The organism is Rhodoferax sp. TS-BS-61-7 (genome assembly GCF_002943465.1).
GTDB lineage: Bacteria > Pseudomonadota > Gammaproteobacteria > Burkholderiales > Burkholderiaceae_C > Allorhodoferax.
Map to the genome: position 1 here is coordinate 167,237 of NZ_PTQY01000003.1, position 18,601 is coordinate 185,837.

The following is an 18,601-nucleotide window of genomic DNA, read 5'->3' on the forward strand; positions in this document are numbered from 1 at the left end:
AGTCACAAAATTCCGGTAACACTGGCTTGCGCCTGCGTGGTGTTGTTGGGGCCATACACGGTACATAACCGCGTATCGCCATTGGCAATGGGTAGCGGCAACCCCACCGGTCCGGTGGAGTAATTAGCAGGCAAACCACCTTCGAGAAGGCTGCCCGCATCCGCACAATCGTCCACCACCACTCCGTTGCCGCCATTCACCCTCCGGGCCGCCACATTAATGGCGGACGCCGACGAAACCGCACCCGCAATGGCTTGGGTGGCGGCCAACTGGGCGTCTGACCGCAAATCGACAAACTTGGGAATAGCCACCGCTGACAGCACGCCCAAAATCACAATCACCATGACCAGCTCGATGAGCGTGAAGCCACGCTGCAAAGCAACACGGCGGGCAGAGGAAGCTGGAAAAATCAGAAACATGAAGCGAACAAAACACTGCCCTGAGGCCATGAGTAACAAATTGTTACGCATGATAGGCGCATATGGCCTGCGCGCAAATAGTCCGGCAGAACTAGGGGAGGTCACGACCAACCGCTGCAATACCGGCTAGTCAAGCAACGAGTACAAACCAGCGAGCTGTACCGCGACATCAAGGGTAAGTACCACCGATGCGAAAGGCAACGTGCAAGGTCTGCTGGTACTGAGTTACAACGGCAAGTCCCTAACTCCTCTACACCTACTCCGTCTTCGCCCCCGCCTCAAACCACTGCTTCACCATCAGGCGCTCGGCGTCGGTCATGTTGGTGGCATTGCTCATAGGCATGATTTTGGTGACTACCACTTGTTGGTACACGGTCTGCGCGTGGCTGGCCAGGGCTTGGGGGGAGTCCAGGCGCACGTTTTTCATTTGCACGGCTTCGCCGTGGCACATGTAGCAGCGTTGGGCCAGCATGGGCTGCAGTTCTTTATAGCCAATGGGGGCTGTAGCGCCCGTGGATACTGCGCTAGCAGCTCCTGAATTAATAGCATTTTGCGCAGGCGGTGCGGGCTTGAGCCAGACCAGCATGCCGATGATGGCCACCACACCCGCGGCGGCGTAGGGCCAAGGGTGGCGGTTGCGGCCCAGCTTGAAGCCGTGGCGCAACACAAAGAACTGGCGAATGGCGGCGCCCGCAAACATCATGACGATGAGCACCAGCCAGTTCTGCGGGTGGCTGTAGGTGAAGCTGTAGTGATTGCTCAGCATGGCAAACAGTACGGGCAGCGTGAAGTAGGTGTTGTGCACGCTGCGCTGCTTGCCGCGCCAGCCGTGGATCGGGTCCACCGGCTGGCCCGCCTTGATGCTGGCCACCATCTTGCGCTGGCCCGGAATGATCCAATGCGCCACGTTGGCGCTCATGGTCGTCGCCATCATGGCGCCCACCAGCAAAAATGCCGCACGCCCCGCAAACCAATGGCAGGCCAACCAGGACGCAATACACACCAGGACTGCGACCCCGGCGCCAACGATCATGTCGCCGTTTTTGCGTTGCCCGAACAGGCGGCAGATCACGTCGTACGCAATCCAGAACACCACCAAAAACGCCAGCGCCACGGCGATGGCAGCATGGGGGTGCCAGGCCATGACCGATTTGTCAATCAGGTAGGTGCCCGCGCTCCACAGATACGACACGGTAAACAGCGCAAAGCCGGTCAGCCAGGTGCTGTAACTCTCCCAGTAAAACCAGTGCAGGTTCTCGGGCAGCTTGGGCGGTGCACCGGCAAACTTGACCGGGTGGTAGAACCCGCCGCCGTGCACAGCCCAGAGCTCACCGCTCACGCCCTGTTTCTTGAGGTCGTCATCCACCGGCGGTGTGAGGCTGCTGTCCAGAAACACAAAGTAGAACGAGGAGCCAATCCAGGCAATGGCGGTGATGACGTGCACCCAGCGCAGCAGCAGGTTGGCCCAGTCGAGTAAATAACTTTCCATGCGGTGGTTCTCCTAGGATTCAGGTCAGGCCGCAGCCTTGGGTTCAGGGTCTTGCACTTGCAAGAGTTGGGCCGCCACGGCCACTGCAATCACCTCGGGGCGCTTGTCGTGGATGCCTAGCACCCCAATGGGGCAGGTGACGTGGGCCAGCTCGGCCGCGCTAAAACCGCGCGCCTCCAGCCGGTGGCGAAAGGTAGCCCATTTGGTCTGGCTGCCGATGAGGCCGATGTAGGGCAGATCGCCCTGCGCACGCTGGCGGGTCAGGCAGGCCGCCACGATGTCCAGGTCTTCGGCGTGGCTGAAGCTCATGATCAGCACGCGCGACTGCGGTGCCAGGCCCGCCACCGCGGCCTGCACCGGCTCGGAGTGTTCGCAGTGCACGGTGTCGGGCAGCGTGGCCGGAAAGATGCCGTCGCGGCTGTCAATCCATTCCACCGCAAAGGGCAGGTTGCCCAGCACATCCACCAGCGCCTGGCCCACATGGCCGCCACCAAACAGGGCCACGGGCAGGCGCGGTGGTTGCAGGCGTTGTTGAAGCCCTTCGCTGTCTTGCGCGGTGATGCGTTCAAACTGCAAGTGCACCTCGCCGCCACAACACTGGCCCAGACTGGGGCCCAACGCGTACCGCTGAGTGAAAGGGGCCGCGCCCAATTGCAACAAATGATTGCGGGCTGCGGCGATCGCATCCAGCTCCAGCCGCCCGCCGCCCACCGTGCCCAGCACGCTGTCGGCAAACACCGCCATCCAGGCCCCGGCCTCGCGCGGCACCGAGCCGCGGCTGCTGTGCACCCGCACTAGCACCGCGTCGGCCCGGGCGAGTTGCGCCAAAAGCAGGGGAAGCCATTTCACAATCGGATACCTTTTGCAGCCGGATGCCACGGGCTCAGGCCATAATTTGCGTCACAGTACATCGGCAACGCACCGACCGGAGACACACCATGCACCGTATTTCGAGCGTGCGCACCAGCGCACCTATCCGTTGGAAACAGGCCTTCTGCGCCGGCCTGCTGGCTGCCATGGCGGGCTGCTCCAGCCCGCCGCCCAAGCCCCCACCGGCAGCCGCCGTGCCCGAAGCACCGCCCCCGGTCGCCGTTGTGGTGCCCCCGGCGCTGCCCGAACCCGCGCACAGCTCGCAAGCCCCCACGCCGCGCGACTACCGGCGCGATGCCGCCAGCCACCTCTATGCACGCAACACCCAGCGCATTTACGCTGGCAAGCTGCCACCCTTGCTCTACGCCGTGGGTGTGCTGCAGGTAGACATTGACCGCATGGGCCAGGTCACCGACATCCGCTGGATGCGCGCGCCCAGCCATGCCCCCGAGGTGATGGCCGACATTGAGCGCTCGGTGCGCGCAGCGGCCCCCTTCCCCGCACCCGTGCGCATGGGCAAGGTCACTTACACGGACACTTGGTTGTGGCACAAAAGCGGACGTTTTCAATTGGATACCTTGACCGAAGGACAGCTCTAGCCAGCTCTCAAGAGCCCCGGTAGGTGGAGTAGCTCCAGGGGCTGACCAGGAGCGGCACGTGGTAGTGCTGGTCCACGTGGGCCACGCCAAAGTCCAGGCTCACCTGGTTTAAAAAATTGGGTTCGGGCAGGGCCACGTTGCGGGCCTTGAAGTAGCCCGCCACATCAAACACCAGCCGGTAGGTGCCCACGCGCAGGCTCGCGTTGTCGTACAGCGGGCCGTCGGGGTTGCGGCCGTCGGTGTTCAGTACAAAACGTTTCACCAGTGTGGCGGTGTCGCCCTGCGGGCCGGCCTGTGTGGTGTACAGCGCCACCGCCATGCCCGCTGCCGGGCTGCCGTGCATGGTGTCCAGTACGTGTGTGCTCAAGCCCATGTTGCTGCCCCTTCGCTGAAAAATTCAAAGTGTATACACTTTTCGGCATTCTCGGTATCATGGCCGCATGGAGCCCACCACCACCAGTTTCATCGTCGAGGCCATCACACGCGCCATCGTGGAGCACCGGCTGGCACCGGGCGTGAAACTGGGGGAACAAAAGCTGGCCGACCAGTTCGGTGTCTCACGCACCCTGATCCGCCAGGCCCTGTTTCAGCTCTCACAAAACCGGCTGATCCGCATGGAGCCTGCGCGTGGTGCCTTTGTGTCCGCGCCCTCGGTGGCCGAGGCGCGCCAGGTGTTTGCGGTGCGCCGCATGCTCGAAGCGGGCATGGTCCGTGCATTCATCCAGAGTGCCACCGACGCCCACATCGAAGCCCTGCATGACCATATTGCCCAAGAAAAACACGCAGTCCAGCGTGGCGATGTCTCCAGCCGCACCGAGCTGCTGGGTGACTTCCATGTCTGCATGGCGCAGCTCATGGGCAACGAGGTGTTGGCCTTGCTGATGATGGACCTGCTCTCGCGCTGCGCGCTGATCACGCTGATGTACCAGTCCAGCGCAGCAGCCGCACATTCGCACGAAGAACACACGGCCATCGTCGATGCGCTGCAGGCGCGCGACGAGGCCCTGGCCCTGCGCCTGATGGACGAACACCTGCAAAACGTGGAAGCCACCCTGACCCTTACCGCCACACCATGAGCACCTACGACAGCACCCAACCCTACCCGCGTGACCTGATTGGCTACGGCGAACACGTGCCCCACGCGCAGTGGCCAGGCCAGGCCCGCGTGGCCGTGCAGTTTGTCCTCAACTACGAAGAAGGCGGCGAAAACAGCGTGCTGCATGGCGACGCTGGCTCCGAACAATTTCTCTCGGAAATGTTCAACCCCGCCAGCTACCCAGACCGCCACATCAGCATGGAAGGCATTTACGAATACGGCTCACGTGCCGGCGTATGGCGCATCCTGCGTGAATTCGAAAAGCGCGGTCTGCCGCTCACTGTGTTTGGCGTGGGCATGGCGCTGGAACGCCACCCCGAGCTGACACGCCGCCTGGTGGAGCTGGGCCACGAAATTGCCTGTCACGGCCACCGCTGGATCCACTACCAAAACGTCGACGAAGCCACCGAGCGTGAACACATGCAGCTGGGCATGGCGGCCATCGAAAAGCTCACCGGCCAGCGCGCGCTGGGCTGGTACACCGGGCGCGACAGCCCGCGCACGCGCCGCCTGGTGGCCGACTATGGCGGCTTTGCATACGACAGCGACTACTACGGCGACGACCTGCCCTTCTGGATGAAGGTGCAGAAGACCGACGGCAACGTGGTGCCCCAGCTCATCGTGCCCTACACGCTGGACTGCAACGACATGCGCTTTGCCTTGCCCCAGGGTTATTCGCACGCCGACCCATTTTTCCAGTACCTGAAGGACACCTTTGATGCGCTGTACGCCGAAGGCGACGAGCGACCATCGATGATGAGCATCGGCATGCACTGCCGCCTGCTGGGCCGTCCGGGGCGCATTACCGCGCTGCAGCGTTTTCTGGACCACATTGGTCAGCATGAGCGCGTGTGGGTGGCGCGGCGCCTTGACATCGCGCGGCACTGGAAAGCCACACACCCTTATCAAGGTTGAACCCCATGGCAACACCCCTGACCCTGGACCAACTCAACCTCGCCTCGTTGGACGAGGCGGCAGCGCTGCTGGACGGCCTGTACGAACACTCGCCCTGGATTGCACGCGCGGCCCTGGCCAAGCGCCCCTTTGTGTCGCTGGCCCAGCTCAAACATGCCATGGTGCTGGAAGTGGCGAATGGCGGGCGCGATGCGCAGCTTGCGCTCTTGCGTGCCCACCCCGAACTCGCTGGCAAAGCCATGGTGGACAAGAGCCTCACGGCCGAGAGCACTAATGAGCAAAACAAGGCGGGGCTCACGCATTGCACGCCGGCCGAGTTCGAGAAGATCCAGCAGCTCAACGCGCAGTACAACGCGCGCTTTGGCTTCCCTTTCATCCTAGCCGTGCGTGGCCCGCGCGGCACCGGCCTGTTGAAGGCCGAGATCATCGCCACGCTGGAACGCCGCGTGCAGGGTCACCCCGAGTTCGAGCTGGCCGAATGCCTGCGCAATGTGCACCGCATTGCCGAGATTCGCCTCAACGATAAGTTTGGCTACACGCCCACCCAGGGCCACCAGGTGTGGGACTGGCAAGAGGCGCTGGCACAACACACCGACCCCGGCTACGCCGAGCTGGGCCAGCTCACCGTTACCTACCTGACCGACGCGCACCGTGCCTGCGCCCGCCAGATCCAGGCCGACATGCTGGCGGCAGGATGCGAGAGTGCCGTCATCGACGCCGTGGGTAACGTGGTGGGTCGCTATGAAAGTGATAGCTGGTCGCGCAGCAACCACGGCCTGCAAGCCCCAAAAGACTCTAAAACGCTGCTCACTGGCAGCCACTACGACACCGTACGTAACGGCGGCAAGTACGACGGCCGCCTGGGCATCTACGTGCCGCTGGCTTGCGTGCAGGCGCTCAAAGCACAGAGCAAGCGCCTGCCCTACGCGCTGGAGGTGGTGGGCTTTGCTGAAGAGGAAGGCCAGCGCTACAAGGCCACCTTCCTGGGCTCGGGCGCGCTCACCGGCGACTTTGACCCTGCCTGGCTGGACCAGACCGACGCCGATGGCATCACCATGCGTGATGCCATGATCCATGCCGGGCTGGACGTGAATGCCATCCCTGCCATCCGCCGCGACCCTGCCGAGTACCAGGGCTTTGTGGAAGTGCACATCGAGCAGGGCCCAGTGCTCAACGCGCTGGACATTCCGCTGGGTGTGGTCACCTCCATCAACGCCAGCGTGCGTTATGTGGGCGAGGTGATCGGCATGGCCAGCCACGCCGGCACCACGCCCATGGGCCAACGACGCGACGCGGCTGCAGCGGTGGCTGAATTGGTGCTGCTGGTGGAGCATCTGGCCACGCAAGACGGGGACTCGGTCGGCACCGTCGGGCAACTGCAAGTGCCCAACGGTTCTATCAACGTGATCCCGGGGCGCTGCCAGTTCTCGATGGACTTGCGCGCACCGTCGGACGCGCAGCGCGATGCGCTGGAGGAAAAAGTCCTCGCCGGCCTGCGCCTGATTTGCGAACGCCGTGGTCTGCACCACAGCCTCACCCGCACCATGCAGGCCAGTGCTGCCCCCAGCGCACCGGCTTGGCAACAACGCTGGGAACAGGCTGTGGCCGCCCTGGGCGTCCCTCTGCACCGCATGCCCAGTGGCGCCGGCCACGACGCCATGAAGCTGCACACCATCCTGCCCCAGGCCATGCTGTTTGTGCGTGGCCTGAACTCCGGCATCAGCCACAACCCGCTGGAATCCAGCACCAGCGACGACATGCAACTCGCGGTCGACGCCTTCAGCCACCTGCTGCACCAACTGGCCCAAGAACACGGAACCCCATGACCACCCATTACAACCAACTCGACGCCTGGATTGACGCGCACTTTGACGAACAGGTGCGCTTTCTACAGGAACTGGTGCGCGTGCCCACCGACACGCCGCCCGGCAACAACGCCCCCCACGCAGACCGCACCGCGGATCTGCTTGCCGCCATGGGCCTGCAGGCAGAAAAATACAGCGTGCCCGCCAGCGAGGTGCAGGCTGCCGGTATGCAAAGCATCACCAACCTGGTGGTGCGCCGCCCCTATGCCGCCGGTGGCATCACCATCGGCTTGAATGCCCACGGCGACGTGGTGCCTCCGGGCGAAGGCTGGACGCATGACCCCTATGGCGGTGAGATTGAGAACGGACAGATGTTTGGCCGCGCAACGGCGGTCAGCAAGAGCGATTTCTCCAGCTACACCTTTGCGGTGCGCGCCCTCGAATCGCTGGGCCTCCCGCTCAAGGGCGGCGTGGAGCTGCTGTTCACCTACGACGAAGAATTTGGCGGCGAACTGGGCCCCGGCTGGTTGCTGGAAAAAGGCCTGACCCAACCCGACCTGTTGCTGGCTGCCGGTTTCTCCTACCAAGTGATCACTGCGCACAACGGCTGCCTACAAATGGAAGTGACCGTACACGGCAAGATGGCCCACGCCGCCATTCCAGAAAGCGGTGTGGACGCTCTGCAAGGCGCAGTGCACATCCTCAACGCGCTGTACGCCCAGAACACGCTCTATAAGCAAGTGACTTCGGACGTGGACGGCATCAACCACCCCTACCTGAACGTAGGCCGTATCGAAGGCGGCACCAACACCAATGTGGTCCCCGGCAAAGTGGTCTTCAAGCTGGACCGCCGCATGATCCCCGAGGAAACCCCCACCGAAGTGGAAGCCTCCATCCGCAAGGTGATTGCCGACGCAGCCGCGACCTGCCCGGGCATCACGGTGGACATCAAGCGCCTGCTGCTGGCCAACTCCATGCGGCCGCTGGCCGGCAATAAACCGCTGGTGGATGCGCTGCAAAAACATGGCGAAGCGGTGTTTGGCGAACCCATCCCCGCCATGGGCACACCGCTCTACACCGATGTACGACTGTTTGCCGAGCGCGGCATCCCCGGCGTCATCTACGGCGCCGGCCCGCGCACCGTGCTGGAGTCGCACGCCAAACGCGCCGACGAGCGCGTGAGCCTGGAAGATCTACGCCGTGCTACCAAAGTGGTAGCACGGACACTACTGGATTTGCTGAAGCCCTGAGCTTTGGCGAAACGCCCCAATATTGGGCATTTTTCTTGCTACACCTATTCCATCTGTATACCTTGAAGGAGTTCCCATGAAAAAGCGCCAGTTTCTCCACGCCATTGCCTTCGCTGCTGCCACGCTGGCCGCAGGCTCCGCATTGGCCCAAGCCACCCCCATCAAGTTCCAGCTGGACTGGCGTTTTGAAGGCCCTGCTGCCCTGTTTCTGACACCTGCCGCCAAAGGTTATTTCAAGGACGCCAAGCTCGACGTGACGATTGACGCGGGCAACGGCTCCGGCGGCACCGTGACGCGTGTGGCCTCTGGCGCCTACGACATGGGGTTTGCCGACATGGCCGCGCTGATGGAATTCCACGCCAACAACGCGGATGCGCCCAACAAACCTGTGGCCATCATGATGGTCTACAACGACACACCCGCTTCGGTCATGGCGCTCAAAAAGTCCGGCATCAAAACCCCGGCCGACCTGAACGGCAAGAAGCTCGGCGCCCCCGTGTTTGACGCTGGCCGCCGCGCCTTCCCCATCTTTGCCAAGGCCAACAACATCAGCGGTGTGCAGTGGACCGCCATGGACCCCCCTTTGCGAGAAACCATGCTGGCGCGTGGTGACATCGACGCGATCACCGGTTTCACCTTTACCTCGTTGCTGAACCTGGAAGCCCGCGGCGTGAAGGCCGAAGACGTGGTGGTGCTGCCCTACCCGCAGTTTGGCGTGAAGCTGTATGGCAATGCCATCATTGCCTCGCCCAAGATCCTGAAAGAGAACCCCGAAGCCGTGAAAGCCTTCTTGGCCGCGTTTGCCAAGGGTATGAAAGATGTGATTGGCAACCCGGCCGCCGCCATTGGCGACGTGAAGGCACGTGACGGCATCATCAACGCCGAACTCGAAACCCGCCGCCTGAAGCTCGCCATCGACACCGTCATCAACAGCGCCAACGCACGTGCCGAAGGTTTTGGCCAGGTGAATGGCCCGCGCCTGTCGCTGATGGCATCGCAGGTGTCCGACGCTTTCAACACCAAGAGCCGCGTGAACCCCGATGTGGTGTGGAACGGCAGCTACCTGCCCACCAAGGCCGTGCTCGACGTATTGCCCAAGAAGTAAGCCATGAGTGCACCCGCGTCCCCCTGGTTTGTCGATTTTCAGGATGTCTGGCTGGCCTACAACGAAGAGCTGCTCAAGCAGAACCACTTCGCGGTAGAAGCCATTGACCTGAAGGTGCGCAAAGGCGAGTTCATCGCCATCGTCGGCCCTTCGGGCTGTGGCAAGTCCACCTTCATGAAGCTCACCACCGGCCTGAAGATGCCGTCCATGGGCAAAATCCTGATCGACAACCAGCCGGTGACCGGGCCACTCAAAATTTCGGGCATGGCGTTTCAGGCGCCTTCGTTGCTGCCTTGGCGCACCACGGTCGACAACGTGCTTTTGCCGCTGGAGATCGTGGAGCCCTACCGCTCCACGTTCAAGCAAAAGCGCAAGGAATACGAGGAACGTGCCCGCAAGCTGCTGCAAAAGGTGGGCCTGGCGGGTTACGAAGACAAGTTCCCCTGGCAGCTCTCGGGTGGCATGCAGCAGCGCGCCAGCATCTGCCGCGCGCTGATCCATGAGCCCAAGATGCTGCTGCTGGACGAGCCCTTTGGCGCGCTTGACGCGTTCACCCGCGAAGAGTTGTGGTGCATCTTGCGCGACCTGTGGACCGAACAGCAGTTCAACGTGATTCTGGTGACGCACGACCTGCGCGAATCGGTATTCCTGGCCGACACGGTGTATGTGATGAGCAAGAGCCCAGGCCGTTTTGTGGTGAAAAAAGAGATAGAACTGCCGCGCCCGCGCGAGCTTGAAATCACTTACACCAAAGAATTCACCGACATCGTGCACGAGCTGCGCGGGCACATTGGTGCCATGCGCAAGACCGGCGCGACCATCAACCAATAAGGTCCTCCCATGAACAAAAAACAAGTGGAGATGTGGTCGCCCTGGATCCTGCTGGTCGTCGTGATCATGCTGTGGCAAATCCTGTGCTCGGCGTTTGAAGTCTCCGAATTCATCTTCCCCAGCCCCTGGCGCATCTGGACCCAGTTTTGGGAATTCAAAGGCATCATCGGCGCGCACGCATGGCGCACCTTCTGGGTCACGATGGTGGGCTTTGGCATTGCCATTGTGGTGGGCGTGCTGCTGGGCTTTGTGATTGGCAGCTCTCGTCTGGCTTATGCCGCGGTGTATCCGCTGATGACGGCGTTCAACGCGCTGCCCAAAGCTGCCTTTGTACCCATCCTGGTGGTGTGGTTTGGCATTGGTGTGGGCCCGGCCATCCTCACCGCCTTCCTGATCAGCTTCTTCCCCATCATGGTGAACATTGCCACCGGCCTGGCCACGCTGGAGCCCGAGCTCGAAGACGTGCTGCGCGTGCTGGGTGCCAAACGCTGGGATGTGCTGATCAAGGTCGGCCTGCCACGCTCCATGCCTTACTTCTATGGCTCGCTCAAGGTCGCCATCACGCTGGCTTTTGTGGGCACCACGGTGTCCGAGATGACGGCCGCCAACGAAGGCATTGGTTACCTGCTGATCAGCGCAGGTTCGGCCATGCAGATGGGCTTGGCCTTTGCCGGCCTGGTGGTGGTGGGTGCCATGGCGATGGTGATGTACGAGCTGTTCAGTGCAATTGAAAAACACACCACCGGCTGGGCCCATCGCGGCTCGCAAAACACTTGATGACACCTGAGCAGATAGAGCGCCATCTGCTGCGCGCGAATACCGTGGCCCAACGTGCCATTGGCCTGGACAAACACCCCTTCGGCGCCATCCTTGTGGCACCGGATGGCGAAACAGTGCTGGCCGAGCAAGGCAATGTAGACACGGTCAACCATGCCGAGTCCACCTTGGCCCGCACCGCAGCCACCAACTTCACCCCCGAGTACCTGTGGGGCTGCACGCTGGTGACCACGGTGGAACCCTGCGCCATGTGTGCGGGCACCCAGTACTGGGCCAACATCGGCACCCTGGTGTTTGGCATGACCGAGCAGCGCCTGTTGGAGTTAACCGGCAACCACGCCGAGAACCCCACCATGGACCTGCCCAGCCGCACCGTGCTGGCAGCCGGGCAAAAACAGGTGCAGGTGATAGGCCCCGTGCCTGCGGTCGAAGAGGCCATTGCCGCCTTGCACCTGAACTTCTGGAAGCACTGAGGCCCACGCCTCGGCAGACGAACCCGTCATGGTGTGGCACGCCCAGTTAGACCTGAACTACCGGCTTGAAACAGGCCGCACCGTTGCGCGCCACCTGCACAGCGGGCCGCTGCGCATTCTGCAAAGCCTGTACCCCGAGGGGGATGGCATTTGCCACAACGTGCTGGTGCACCCGCCCGGTGGGCTGGTGGGTGGCGACACGCTGGACCTGCGTGTGCACGCCGGGGCGGGTGCGCACGGCCTGATCACCACACCCGGAGCCACACGCTTTTACCGATCTGACGGCCCCTGGGCCACGCAGACCACCCGGCTGAGCCTGGAGACCGGCGCCCGCCTGGAGTGGCTGCCGCTGGAGGCCATTTGTTACGACGCCTGCCAGGCCCGCAACCAGCTGCGCCTGGAGCTGGCGCCCGGTGCGGAATGCCTGGGCTGGGACACCACGGTGCTGGGCCTGCCCATGGCCAACTTGCCATTCACCCAGGGTCAGTTGGAACAACACATCGAGTTCCCGGGCGTGTGGCTGGAGCGTGGGCAGATCGATGGGCAGGACCACCGCCTGCTTAACAGCCCCGCGGGCATGGCGGGGCAGCGTTGCCTGGCCACGCTCTTTTTTGCCGCCGGCAGCCCACTGCCGCGCGACCGCAAAGAGGCACTGCTGGACACGGCCCGGGCCTGCCTGCAAGACCACCCGCTGGCCGGCACGGCAGGTGCCACCAGCCCCCACCCGCAACTGGTGGTGTTACGCGTGCTGGCACCGCATGTGGAGCCGGCCATGCAACTGCTGCGCAGCGTGCGCCGTGCCTGGCGCGCCCAGCAGTGGGCGCTGGAGGCGGCGGACCCGCGCATCTGGGCGATGTAACAGGCTACCTTTTTTGTAGCGCAGCGCCCATAATGCGCCATCGATAGACCAACGCCCACCCTGCAGGGCGCACGGCAAGACACCTGATGGCTGCGCTAGAAAACGACTTCTCCGCCTGCTCCGCCCTGGTCGTGGACGGCAACCCCACCTCGCGCTCGATTCTGGTGTCGCAGCTGCGTGATTTCGGCGTGGCATCCGTGGCCCAGGCGGCACGCCCTGTGGATGCGCGCCGGCAGCTGGAATTCAAAACCTTTGACTTTGTGCTCTGCGAGCAGCACTTTCCTAGTGACAACACCTCGGGCCAGGACTTGCTGGACGACCTGCGCCGCAACCAGTTGCTGCCCTTCTCCACCGTCTTCATCATGATCACCGGTGAAGCCACCTACGCCAAGGTGGCCGAGGCCGCCGAGTCGGCGCTGGACGGCTACATGCTCAAGCCCCACAAGGCCACGCAATTGGGCGACCGGCTGGTGGCCGCCCGCATCCGCAAGGTGTCGTTGCAAGAGATCTTCAGCGCCATTGAGGACGAGCGGTTTGAAGACGCGGCCAAGCTGTGCCTGGATCGCTTTGAAAGCAAGGGCATGTTCTGGCTGTACGCAGCGCGCGTAGGCGCCGAGCTGCTGCTGCGGGTGGGCCGCTGCGCCGATGCCCAAACCCTGTACAAGGCGGTGGTGGAGGCCAAAACCCTGCCCTGGGCCAAGCTGGGCGTGGCCCGCTCACTGCTAGAGGCGGGGCAGATCAACCAGGCCACAAGCACCCTGGAGCGCCTGATCGGTGAAGACCCCAACTATGCCGACGCCTACGATGTGATGGGCCGCGCCCACTTTGAGCTGGGCCGCTTTGACAAGGCGCTGGAGACCTACAAAATGGCCGCCACGCTGACGCCGGCCTCCATCAGCCGCCTGCAAAACCTGGCCATGATGACCTACTACGCCGGTGACCATGAAGAGGCCGAGAAGCTGCTGGACAAGACGGTGCGCCTGGGCCTGGAGTCCAAGATGTTTGACGCACAAACTCTGGTGCTGCTCGCCTTCGCCCGGCTGGAGCTGGCCGACCGCAAAGGGCTGCAGCGTTGCCATGACGACTTTGTACGCCTGATCGACAAAGACCCGGAAAACCCGCGCTTGCCACACCTGGCGGGCATCGTTGATGCGCTGAACCTGATCCAGCAACACCAGTTTGCACGGGCGGTGGAAACAGTACGTGACCTGGCCAAAACCGTGCGGGAACCCCTGTTTGACTTTGAATCTGCCTGCAATCTGGTCGCCCTGCTGGCACAGCTGGCGCACAAGGCGATTCAGCTCAACGAGGTGGATTCCACGGTGGACACGCTGGCCAAGCGTTTTTGCAGCAACCGCTCGCTGACTGAGCTGCTGGCCGCCAGCGCCAGCAGCTACCCACCGTATGCAGACACCATTCGCGTGGCGCAGACGCAGGTGCTGGAGTATGCGGAAACAGCCATGTCCCTCAGCATGTCGGGCAACCCCACGGCGGCGGTCAAAAACCTGATCTTGCACGGCCGCGAAACCCTCAACGCCCGGCTGGTGGACAACGCCTACCAACTGCTGCAGAAACACGCGGCCAAGGTGCCGGAAGCGCTCACGCTGACAGCCATGGTGGAAGAGCTGCGGGCAAAAACCGGCCCCACCGTCAACCGTGCATCGCTGGGAGAGCAAAAACGCCAAGCCGGGGGCTTGGCGCTGCGTACCGGCAAACGTGCGGCCACCGAGGCCACACCCACAGCGGCCTAAATCGCCACCAGGCTGCGTACGCCGTCGATTTCCATGTTCTGGCCCATGCCGCGTGCCAGCACCGCACCACGCTCCATCACCACGTACTGGTCGGCCAGTTCCTGGGCAAAGTCGTAGTACTGCTCCACCAGCACAATGGCCATGTTGCCGCGGTCGGCCAGCATACGAATCACGCGACCAATGTCCTTGATGATGCTGGGCTGGATGCCTTCGGTCGGCTCGTCCAGAATCAGCACCTTGGGGCCAGCCGCCAGCGCACGTGCAATCGCCAACTGCTGCTGCTGCCCCCCCGAGAGGTCACCGCCACGGCGGTTCAGCATCTGCTTGAGCACGGGGAACAGATCAAACAGCTCTGCCGGAATCGGCGTGCCTGCGCTTTTGTAGGCCAGACCCATGCGCAAGTTTTCTTCCACCGTCAGGCGCGCAAAAATCTCGCGGCCTTGCGGTACAAAACCCAGGCCCAGGCGGGCCCGCTCGTAGGGCGTGAGTTTCTGGATCGGTTTGCCATCGAATTCGATGCTGCCGGACTTGATGGGCACCAGACCCATCATGGACTTGAGCAGCGTGGTTTTGCCCACGCCGTTGCGGCCCAGGATGACCGTGACCTTGCCAATTTCGGCCTCCAGGCTCACATCGCGCAGGATGTGGGAGCCGCCGTAGTACTGGTTGACGTTGTTGATTTTCAGCATGTGCTCACAACCTTAGCGACCCAAATAAACTTCAATCACCCGCTCGTCGGCCTGCACCTGGTCCAGCGTACCTTGCGCCAATACCGAGCCGTCGCACAACACGGTGACGATGTCACTGATGGTGCGGATAAAACTCATGTCGTGCTCCACCACCATGAGCGAGTGTTTGCCTTTGAGGGTGAGGAACAGCTCGGCCGTGCGTTCGGTTTCCTCATCCGTCATGCCAGCCACGGGTTCGTCCAGCAGCAGCAGCTTGGGGTCTTGCATGAGCAACATGCCAATCTCCAACCATTGTTTCTGGCCATGGCTCAGGTTGCCGGCCAGGCGGCCCACGCTGTCGGCCAGGTGGATGGTGTGCAGGATTTCGGCCAAACGGTCGCTCTGCGCAGAGTCCAGCTTGAAGAACATCGAAGCCTTCACGCCCTTGTTGGTCTTCAGCGCAAGCTCCAGGTTTTCAAACACCGTGAGCTGCTCAAACACCGTGGGCTTCTGGAACTTGCGGCCAATGCCCAGCTGCGCAATCTCGGCTTCCTTGAAACGCAGCAGGTCGATGGTGCTACCGAAAAACACAGTGCCTGAATCGGGCCGCGTCTTGCCGGTGATGATGTCCATCATCGTGGTCTTGCCTGCACCGTTGGGGCCGATGATGCAGCGCAACTCGCCGGGCGCAATGTCCAGCGAAAGTTTGTTGATGGCCTTGAAACCATCGAAGCTCACGCTCACGTCTTCGAGGTACAGGATGCGGCCGTGGGTGACATCCACCTCACCGGCCTTGGCCACGCGTGAGAAACCTGCTGCGCGGCCGCCGGACTCGGTTTGCCCCTTGTTCGCTGCCAGGGCAGCCATGTGCGCCTGAACGCGTTTTTCGCCTTGTTCCAGCAGATCGGGAGTCATGTTTTGCTCCCTTTGAGTTTCTTGATCAAACCGACCACTCCATCGGGAAGGAACAGGGTCACGCCAATGAACAGCGCGCCCAAAAAGTACAGCCAGAACTCGGGGTAGGTCACGGTCAACCAGCTCTTGGCACCGTTGACGATGAAGGCGCCCACCACCGGGCCGATCAGCGTGGCCCGTCCACCCACCGCGGCCCAAATGGCGATCTCGATGCTGTTGGCGGGGCTCATTTCACTGGGGTTGATGATGCCCACCTGCGTGACATACAAGGCACCAGCCACGCCACACATCATGGCCGAGATGGTCCAGATGGTGAGCTTGAAACCGATGGGGTTGTAGCCGCTGAACATGACACGCGTTTCGGCATCGCGCACGGCCTGCAGCACCCGGCCAAACTTGCTGTTGACCAACCAGCGCGACAGCAAAAAGAAGCCCAGCAAAATGGCGGCGGTCAGTACAAACAGCGTCATGCGCATGCTCGTGGTGGCAATCGGGATGTCCAGAATGCGTTTGAAGTCGGTAAAGCCGTTGTTTCCGCCAAAACCGGTCTCGTTGCGGAAGAACAGCAGCATGGCCGCAAAGGTCATGGCCTGGGTGATGATGGAGAAATACACGCCCTTGATGCGCGAGCGGAAGGCGAAGTAGCCAAACACAAAGGCTACCAGCCCCGGCACCGCCACCACTAGGAACAGGGTGGCCACAAAACTGTCCGACAGCGCCCAGTGCCAAGGCAGCTCTTTCCAGTCCAGAAACACCATGAAGTCGGGCAGCGCGCTTTTGTAGTTGCCGTCCAGCCCGATCTGGCGCATGAGGTACATGCCCATGGCATACCCTCCCAGTGCGAAGAACAGGCCGTGGCCCAGGCTCAGGATGCCGGTGTAGCCCCAGATCAGGCCCATGGACATGGCGCAGATGGCGTAACACATGATCTTGGCCGTGAGTGCCACGGCAAAGTCGCTCAGGTGGAAGGCGCTGCCTTCGGGCACCCAGAGGTTGAGCACGGGAACCAGGGCGCACAGCACCACCAGAGCACCCAGCCAGGAAACCCAGCCGGTGCGGGTGAGCAGCGGTTGGGGGGTAGGAAGAACGAGGGTTGGAAACGGGGTACTCATGCTTCTGCGCTCCGACCCTTCATGGCAAAAATGCCTTGGGGACGTTTCTGAATAAAGACGATGATGAAGACCAGCACGGCAATCTTGGCCAGCACGGCGCCGGTCCAGCCTTCCAGAAATTTGTTGAGCACGCCCAGGCCCAGCGCGGCGTACACGGTGCCGGCCAGTTGGCCCACACCACCCAGCACCACCACCATGAACGAGTCGACGATGTAGCCTTGGCCCAGATCGGGCCCGACGTTGCCCACCTGGCTCAGCGCGCAACCGGCCAGACCGGCAATGCCGCTACCCAGTGCAAACGCGTAGGTGTCAATGCGCGCGGTGTTCACGCCCATGCAACTGGCAATCGGGCGGTTCTGCGTGACACCACGCACAAACAGGCCCAGGCGTGTCTTGCTGATCAGGAAGGCCACACCGCCGAGCACGGCCAGCGCAAAGCCGACGATGACCAGGCGGTTGTACGGCAGGGACAAATTGCCCAGCACCTGCACACCCCCACTCATCCAGCTCGGGTTTTCCACCCCCACGTTTTGCGCACCAAAAATCGTGCGCACCAGTTGCATCAGCATCAGGCTGATACCCCAGGTGGCCAACAAGGTTTCCAGCGGGCGGCCGTAAAGGAAACGAATCACACTGCGCTCCAGCGCCGCACCCACCAGGGCCGACGCCATAAAGGCCACCGGCACCGAGGCCAGCAGGTACCAGTCAAACGCGCCGGGCAGGTATTTCTGGAACAGGCCCTGCACCACATAGGTGGCATAGGCGCCGATCATCATGAGTTCGCCGTGGGCCATGTTGATCACACCCATCAGGCCGTAGGTAATGGCCAGGCCCAGTGCGACGAGCAACAGGATGGAACCCAGGCTGATGCCGCTGAACATGGCGCCCAGCCGGTCGCCCCAGGCCAGGCGGTTTTCCACGGCGCTCAGGCTTTTTTGCAGCGCTACCTTCACGGTACTTTCGGTCTCGCCCTGCAGGCGTTCGCTCAGCAGGGTCTTGGTGGCCGCCAGGCCGCTGTCACCCAGCAGGGTGGCGGCTTCCAGGCGTTTGGCCGGGTCTTCGCTAGACAGCAGGGCCGAGGCGCGCAGCAGCGCGAGTTGGTCCTTGATGTCGGCCACGGTCTCAGCGGCCAGCGCCTTGTCCAGCAAGGGCAGCTTGTCCATGTCCACATTGCCTTGCAGCGTGGCCACGGCGGCGCGGCGCACCGCCACGTCGCTGGACAGCAGCTTCACGGCGGCCAGCGCGTTGTCCAGCTCGCCGCGCATGCGGTTGTTGTTCATCACGTCTTCGGCGGTGTCGGGCAGCTCGACCTCGGCGTTGGTCACCGGGTCCACACCTTTGCCGTCCACCACCATCACGGGCGCTTCGCCCACCAGTTTCACGCTGTCGTCCGACAGGGCCTGGATAAAACGCACGGTGCGTTCGTCGGCTTTGGCCACAGCCGCTTGCAGGGCCGCCACGCGGTCATCACTCTCGCCCAATGTGATGGCTTTGGCCTCCTGGGCCGTTAAAGCGTGTGCGCTGGCAGCTACAAAAATCGTAGCAAGCAGCAGGAGCTGGATGAATTGCTTTGGCATACGCCAATGTCTCCGGTTGAATGGAACAAGCCGCCACGGCCCAAAGGCTGTGGCGGCTAAAGCTAGAAACTAGCTTCTCCCTGCCTTCGC

At 62.5% G+C, this 18,601-nt stretch carries 19 protein-coding genes; 11 read left to right on the forward strand and 8 right to left on the reverse strand.

All coding sequences use genetic code 11. The features are described 5' to 3' along the window. Positions 1-2 precede the first annotated feature (2 nt). The 3 genes from C5F53_RS09480 to xdhC form a co-directional block, all read right to left on the reverse strand. Complete coding sequence (locus C5F53_RS09480; RefSeq protein ID WP_161499915.1) at positions 3-419, reverse strand: type II secretion system protein; 417 nt, start codon at positions 417-419, stop codon at positions 3-5. Between the two features lie 256 nt (positions 420-675). Beyond that, a complete protein-coding gene (locus C5F53_RS09485; RefSeq protein WP_105261140.1) occupies positions 676-1,908 on the reverse strand; it encodes a urate hydroxylase PuuD in 1,233 nt (410 codons plus the stop codon). Positions 1,909-1,932: 24 nt separating this feature from the next. Further along, positions 1,933-2,757 (reverse strand): xanthine dehydrogenase accessory protein XdhC, encoded by an 825-nt coding sequence (xdhC, locus tag C5F53_RS09490; protein ID WP_105261141.1) that lies wholly within the window; start codon positions 2,755-2,757, stop codon positions 1,933-1,935. 89 nt (positions 2,758-2,846) lie between these two features. Here xdhC and C5F53_RS09495 point away from each other — a divergent pair, with 89 nt between their 5' ends. Then, complete coding sequence (locus tag C5F53_RS09495; protein WP_105261142.1) at positions 2,847-3,377, forward strand: hypothetical protein; 531 nt, start codon at positions 2,847-2,849, stop codon at positions 3,375-3,377. Between the two features lie 7 nt (positions 3,378-3,384). On the opposite strand, the gene uraH is transcribed toward C5F53_RS09495, so the two are convergent. Next, the gene (uraH, locus tag C5F53_RS09500; RefSeq protein ID WP_105261143.1) at positions 3,385-3,750 is read right to left on the reverse strand and encodes a hydroxyisourate hydrolase; all 366 of its coding nucleotides are present in this window, start codon (positions 3,748-3,750) and stop codon (positions 3,385-3,387) included. 67 nt (positions 3,751-3,817) lie between these two features. On the opposite strand from uraH, the gene C5F53_RS09505 reads away from it, so the two are divergent. The 10 genes from C5F53_RS09505 to C5F53_RS09550 all read left to right on the forward strand — a co-directional run bounded on the left by C5F53_RS09505 (position 3,818) and on the right by C5F53_RS09550 (position 14,239). Then, a complete protein-coding gene (locus tag C5F53_RS09505) occupies positions 3,818-4,453 on the forward strand; it encodes a GntR family transcriptional regulator (RefSeq protein WP_105261144.1) in 636 nt (211 codons plus the stop codon). Next, on the forward strand, positions 4,450-5,388 hold the full coding sequence (gene puuE, locus C5F53_RS09510; RefSeq protein WP_105261145.1) for an allantoinase PuuE: 939 nt from the start codon (positions 4,450-4,452) through the stop codon (positions 5,386-5,388). The genes C5F53_RS09505 and puuE overlap by 4 nt, the downstream gene beginning before the upstream one ends. Before the next feature lie 5 nt (positions 5,389-5,393). Further along, positions 5,394-7,214 (forward strand): 2-oxo-4-hydroxy-4-carboxy-5-ureidoimidazoline decarboxylase, encoded by a 1,821-nt coding sequence (gene uraD / locus C5F53_RS09515; RefSeq protein ID WP_105261146.1) that lies wholly within the window; start codon positions 5,394-5,396, stop codon positions 7,212-7,214. Continuing rightward, on the forward strand, positions 7,211-8,443 hold the full coding sequence (locus C5F53_RS09520; RefSeq protein WP_105261147.1) for an ArgE/DapE family deacylase: 1,233 nt from the start codon (positions 7,211-7,213) through the stop codon (positions 8,441-8,443). The genes uraD and C5F53_RS09520 overlap by 4 nt, the downstream gene beginning before the upstream one ends. Before the next feature lie 76 nt (positions 8,444-8,519). Then, positions 8,520-9,548, forward strand: coding sequence for an ABC transporter substrate-binding protein (locus C5F53_RS09525; protein ID WP_105261148.1), 1,029 nt, complete (start codon positions 8,520-8,522; stop codon positions 9,546-9,548). A 3-nt stretch (positions 9,549-9,551) separates the two neighbouring features. Next, positions 9,552-10,379: an ABC transporter ATP-binding protein gene (locus C5F53_RS09530; protein WP_105261149.1), complete on the forward strand. Its 828-nt coding sequence runs from the start codon at positions 9,552-9,554 to the stop codon at positions 10,377-10,379. Positions 10,380-10,388: 9 nt separating this feature from the next. Continuing rightward, positions 10,389-11,156 (forward strand): ABC transporter permease, encoded by a 768-nt coding sequence (locus C5F53_RS09535; protein ID WP_105261150.1) that lies wholly within the window; start codon positions 10,389-10,391, stop codon positions 11,154-11,156. After that, entirely contained in the window at positions 11,156-11,629 is a 474-nt protein-coding gene (locus C5F53_RS09540; protein ID WP_105261151.1) for a nucleoside deaminase, read from the forward strand. Before C5F53_RS09535 ends, C5F53_RS09540 begins: the two co-directional genes overlap by 1 nt. Before the next feature lie 28 nt (positions 11,630-11,657). After that, entirely contained in the window at positions 11,658-12,488 is an 831-nt protein-coding gene (locus C5F53_RS09545; RefSeq protein WP_105261152.1) for an urease accessory protein UreD, read from the forward strand. Positions 12,489-12,574: 86 nt separating this feature from the next. Beyond that, the gene (locus C5F53_RS09550; protein ID WP_105261153.1) at positions 12,575-14,239 is read left to right on the forward strand and encodes a tetratricopeptide repeat protein; all 1,665 of its coding nucleotides are present in this window, start codon (positions 12,575-12,577) and stop codon (positions 14,237-14,239) included. Here C5F53_RS09550 and urtE read toward each other — a convergent pair. Genes urtE through urtB form a run of 4 tightly spaced genes read right to left on the reverse strand, consistent with a single transcriptional unit; the run spans position 14,236 to position 18,511 of the window. Further along, positions 14,236-14,928, reverse strand: a complete 693-nt coding sequence (gene urtE, locus C5F53_RS09555) for an urea ABC transporter ATP-binding subunit UrtE (protein WP_105261154.1) — start codon at positions 14,926-14,928, stop codon at positions 14,236-14,238. The genes C5F53_RS09550 and urtE overlap by 4 nt on opposite strands. Positions 14,929-14,940: 12 nt before the next feature. Beyond that, complete coding sequence (urtD, locus tag C5F53_RS09560; RefSeq protein ID WP_105261155.1) at positions 14,941-15,822, reverse strand: urea ABC transporter ATP-binding protein UrtD; 882 nt, start codon at positions 15,820-15,822, stop codon at positions 14,941-14,943. Continuing rightward, a complete protein-coding gene (urtC, locus tag C5F53_RS09565; protein WP_105261156.1) occupies positions 15,819-16,934 on the reverse strand; it encodes an urea ABC transporter permease subunit UrtC in 1,116 nt (371 codons plus the stop codon). The genes urtD and urtC overlap by 4 nt, the downstream gene beginning before the upstream one ends. Further along, on the reverse strand, positions 16,931-18,511 hold the full coding sequence (gene urtB, locus C5F53_RS09570; protein WP_105261157.1) for an urea ABC transporter permease subunit UrtB: 1,581 nt from the start codon (positions 18,509-18,511) through the stop codon (positions 16,931-16,933). Before urtB ends, urtC begins: the two co-directional genes overlap by 4 nt. Positions 18,512-18,601: the final 90 nt, after the last annotated feature.

What these genes read in the sequence shown, in the direction of transcription:
- C5F53_RS09480 (WP_161499915.1), bottom strand. Translation starts at nt 419, where the DNA reads ATGTTTCTGATTTTTCCAGCTTCCTCTGCCCGCCGTGTTGCTTTGCAG.
- C5F53_RS09485 (WP_105261140.1), bottom strand. Translation starts at nt 1,908, where the DNA reads ATGGAAAGTTATTTACTCGACTGGGCCAACCTGCTGCTGCGCTGGGTG.
- C5F53_RS09495 (WP_105261142.1), top strand. Translation starts at nt 2,847, where the DNA reads ATGCACCGTATTTCGAGCGTGCGCACCAGCGCACCTATCCGTTGGAAA.
- uraH (WP_105261143.1), bottom strand. Translation starts at nt 3,750, where the DNA reads ATGGGCTTGAGCACACACGTACTGGACACCATGCACGGCAGCCCGGCA.
- C5F53_RS09505 (WP_105261144.1), top strand. Translation starts at nt 3,818, where the DNA reads ATGGAGCCCACCACCACCAGTTTCATCGTCGAGGCCATCACACGCGCC.
- puuE (WP_105261145.1), top strand. Translation starts at nt 4,450, where the DNA reads ATGAGCACCTACGACAGCACCCAACCCTACCCGCGTGACCTGATTGGC.
- uraD (WP_105261146.1), top strand. Translation starts at nt 5,394, where the DNA reads ATGGCAACACCCCTGACCCTGGACCAACTCAACCTCGCCTCGTTGGAC.
- C5F53_RS09520 (WP_105261147.1), top strand. Translation starts at nt 7,211, where the DNA reads ATGACCACCCATTACAACCAACTCGACGCCTGGATTGACGCGCACTTT.
- C5F53_RS09525 (WP_105261148.1), top strand. Translation starts at nt 8,520, where the DNA reads ATGAAAAAGCGCCAGTTTCTCCACGCCATTGCCTTCGCTGCTGCCACG.
- C5F53_RS09530 (WP_105261149.1), top strand. Translation starts at nt 9,552, where the DNA reads ATGAGTGCACCCGCGTCCCCCTGGTTTGTCGATTTTCAGGATGTCTGG.
- C5F53_RS09535 (WP_105261150.1), top strand. Translation starts at nt 10,389, where the DNA reads ATGAACAAAAAACAAGTGGAGATGTGGTCGCCCTGGATCCTGCTGGTC.
- C5F53_RS09540 (WP_105261151.1), top strand. Translation starts at nt 11,156, where the DNA reads ATGACACCTGAGCAGATAGAGCGCCATCTGCTGCGCGCGAATACCGTG.
- C5F53_RS09545 (WP_105261152.1), top strand. Translation starts at nt 11,658, where the DNA reads ATGGTGTGGCACGCCCAGTTAGACCTGAACTACCGGCTTGAAACAGGC.
- C5F53_RS09550 (WP_105261153.1), top strand. Translation starts at nt 12,575, where the DNA reads ATGGCTGCGCTAGAAAACGACTTCTCCGCCTGCTCCGCCCTGGTCGTG.
- urtE (WP_105261154.1), bottom strand. Translation starts at nt 14,928, where the DNA reads ATGCTGAAAATCAACAACGTCAACCAGTACTACGGCGGCTCCCACATC.
- urtD (WP_105261155.1), bottom strand. Translation starts at nt 15,822, where the DNA reads ATGACTCCCGATCTGCTGGAACAAGGCGAAAAACGCGTTCAGGCGCAC.
- urtC (WP_105261156.1), bottom strand. Translation starts at nt 16,934, where the DNA reads ATGAGTACCCCGTTTCCAACCCTCGTTCTTCCTACCCCCCAACCGCTG.
- urtB (WP_105261157.1), bottom strand. Translation starts at nt 18,511, where the DNA reads ATGCCAAAGCAATTCATCCAGCTCCTGCTGCTTGCTACGATTTTTGTA.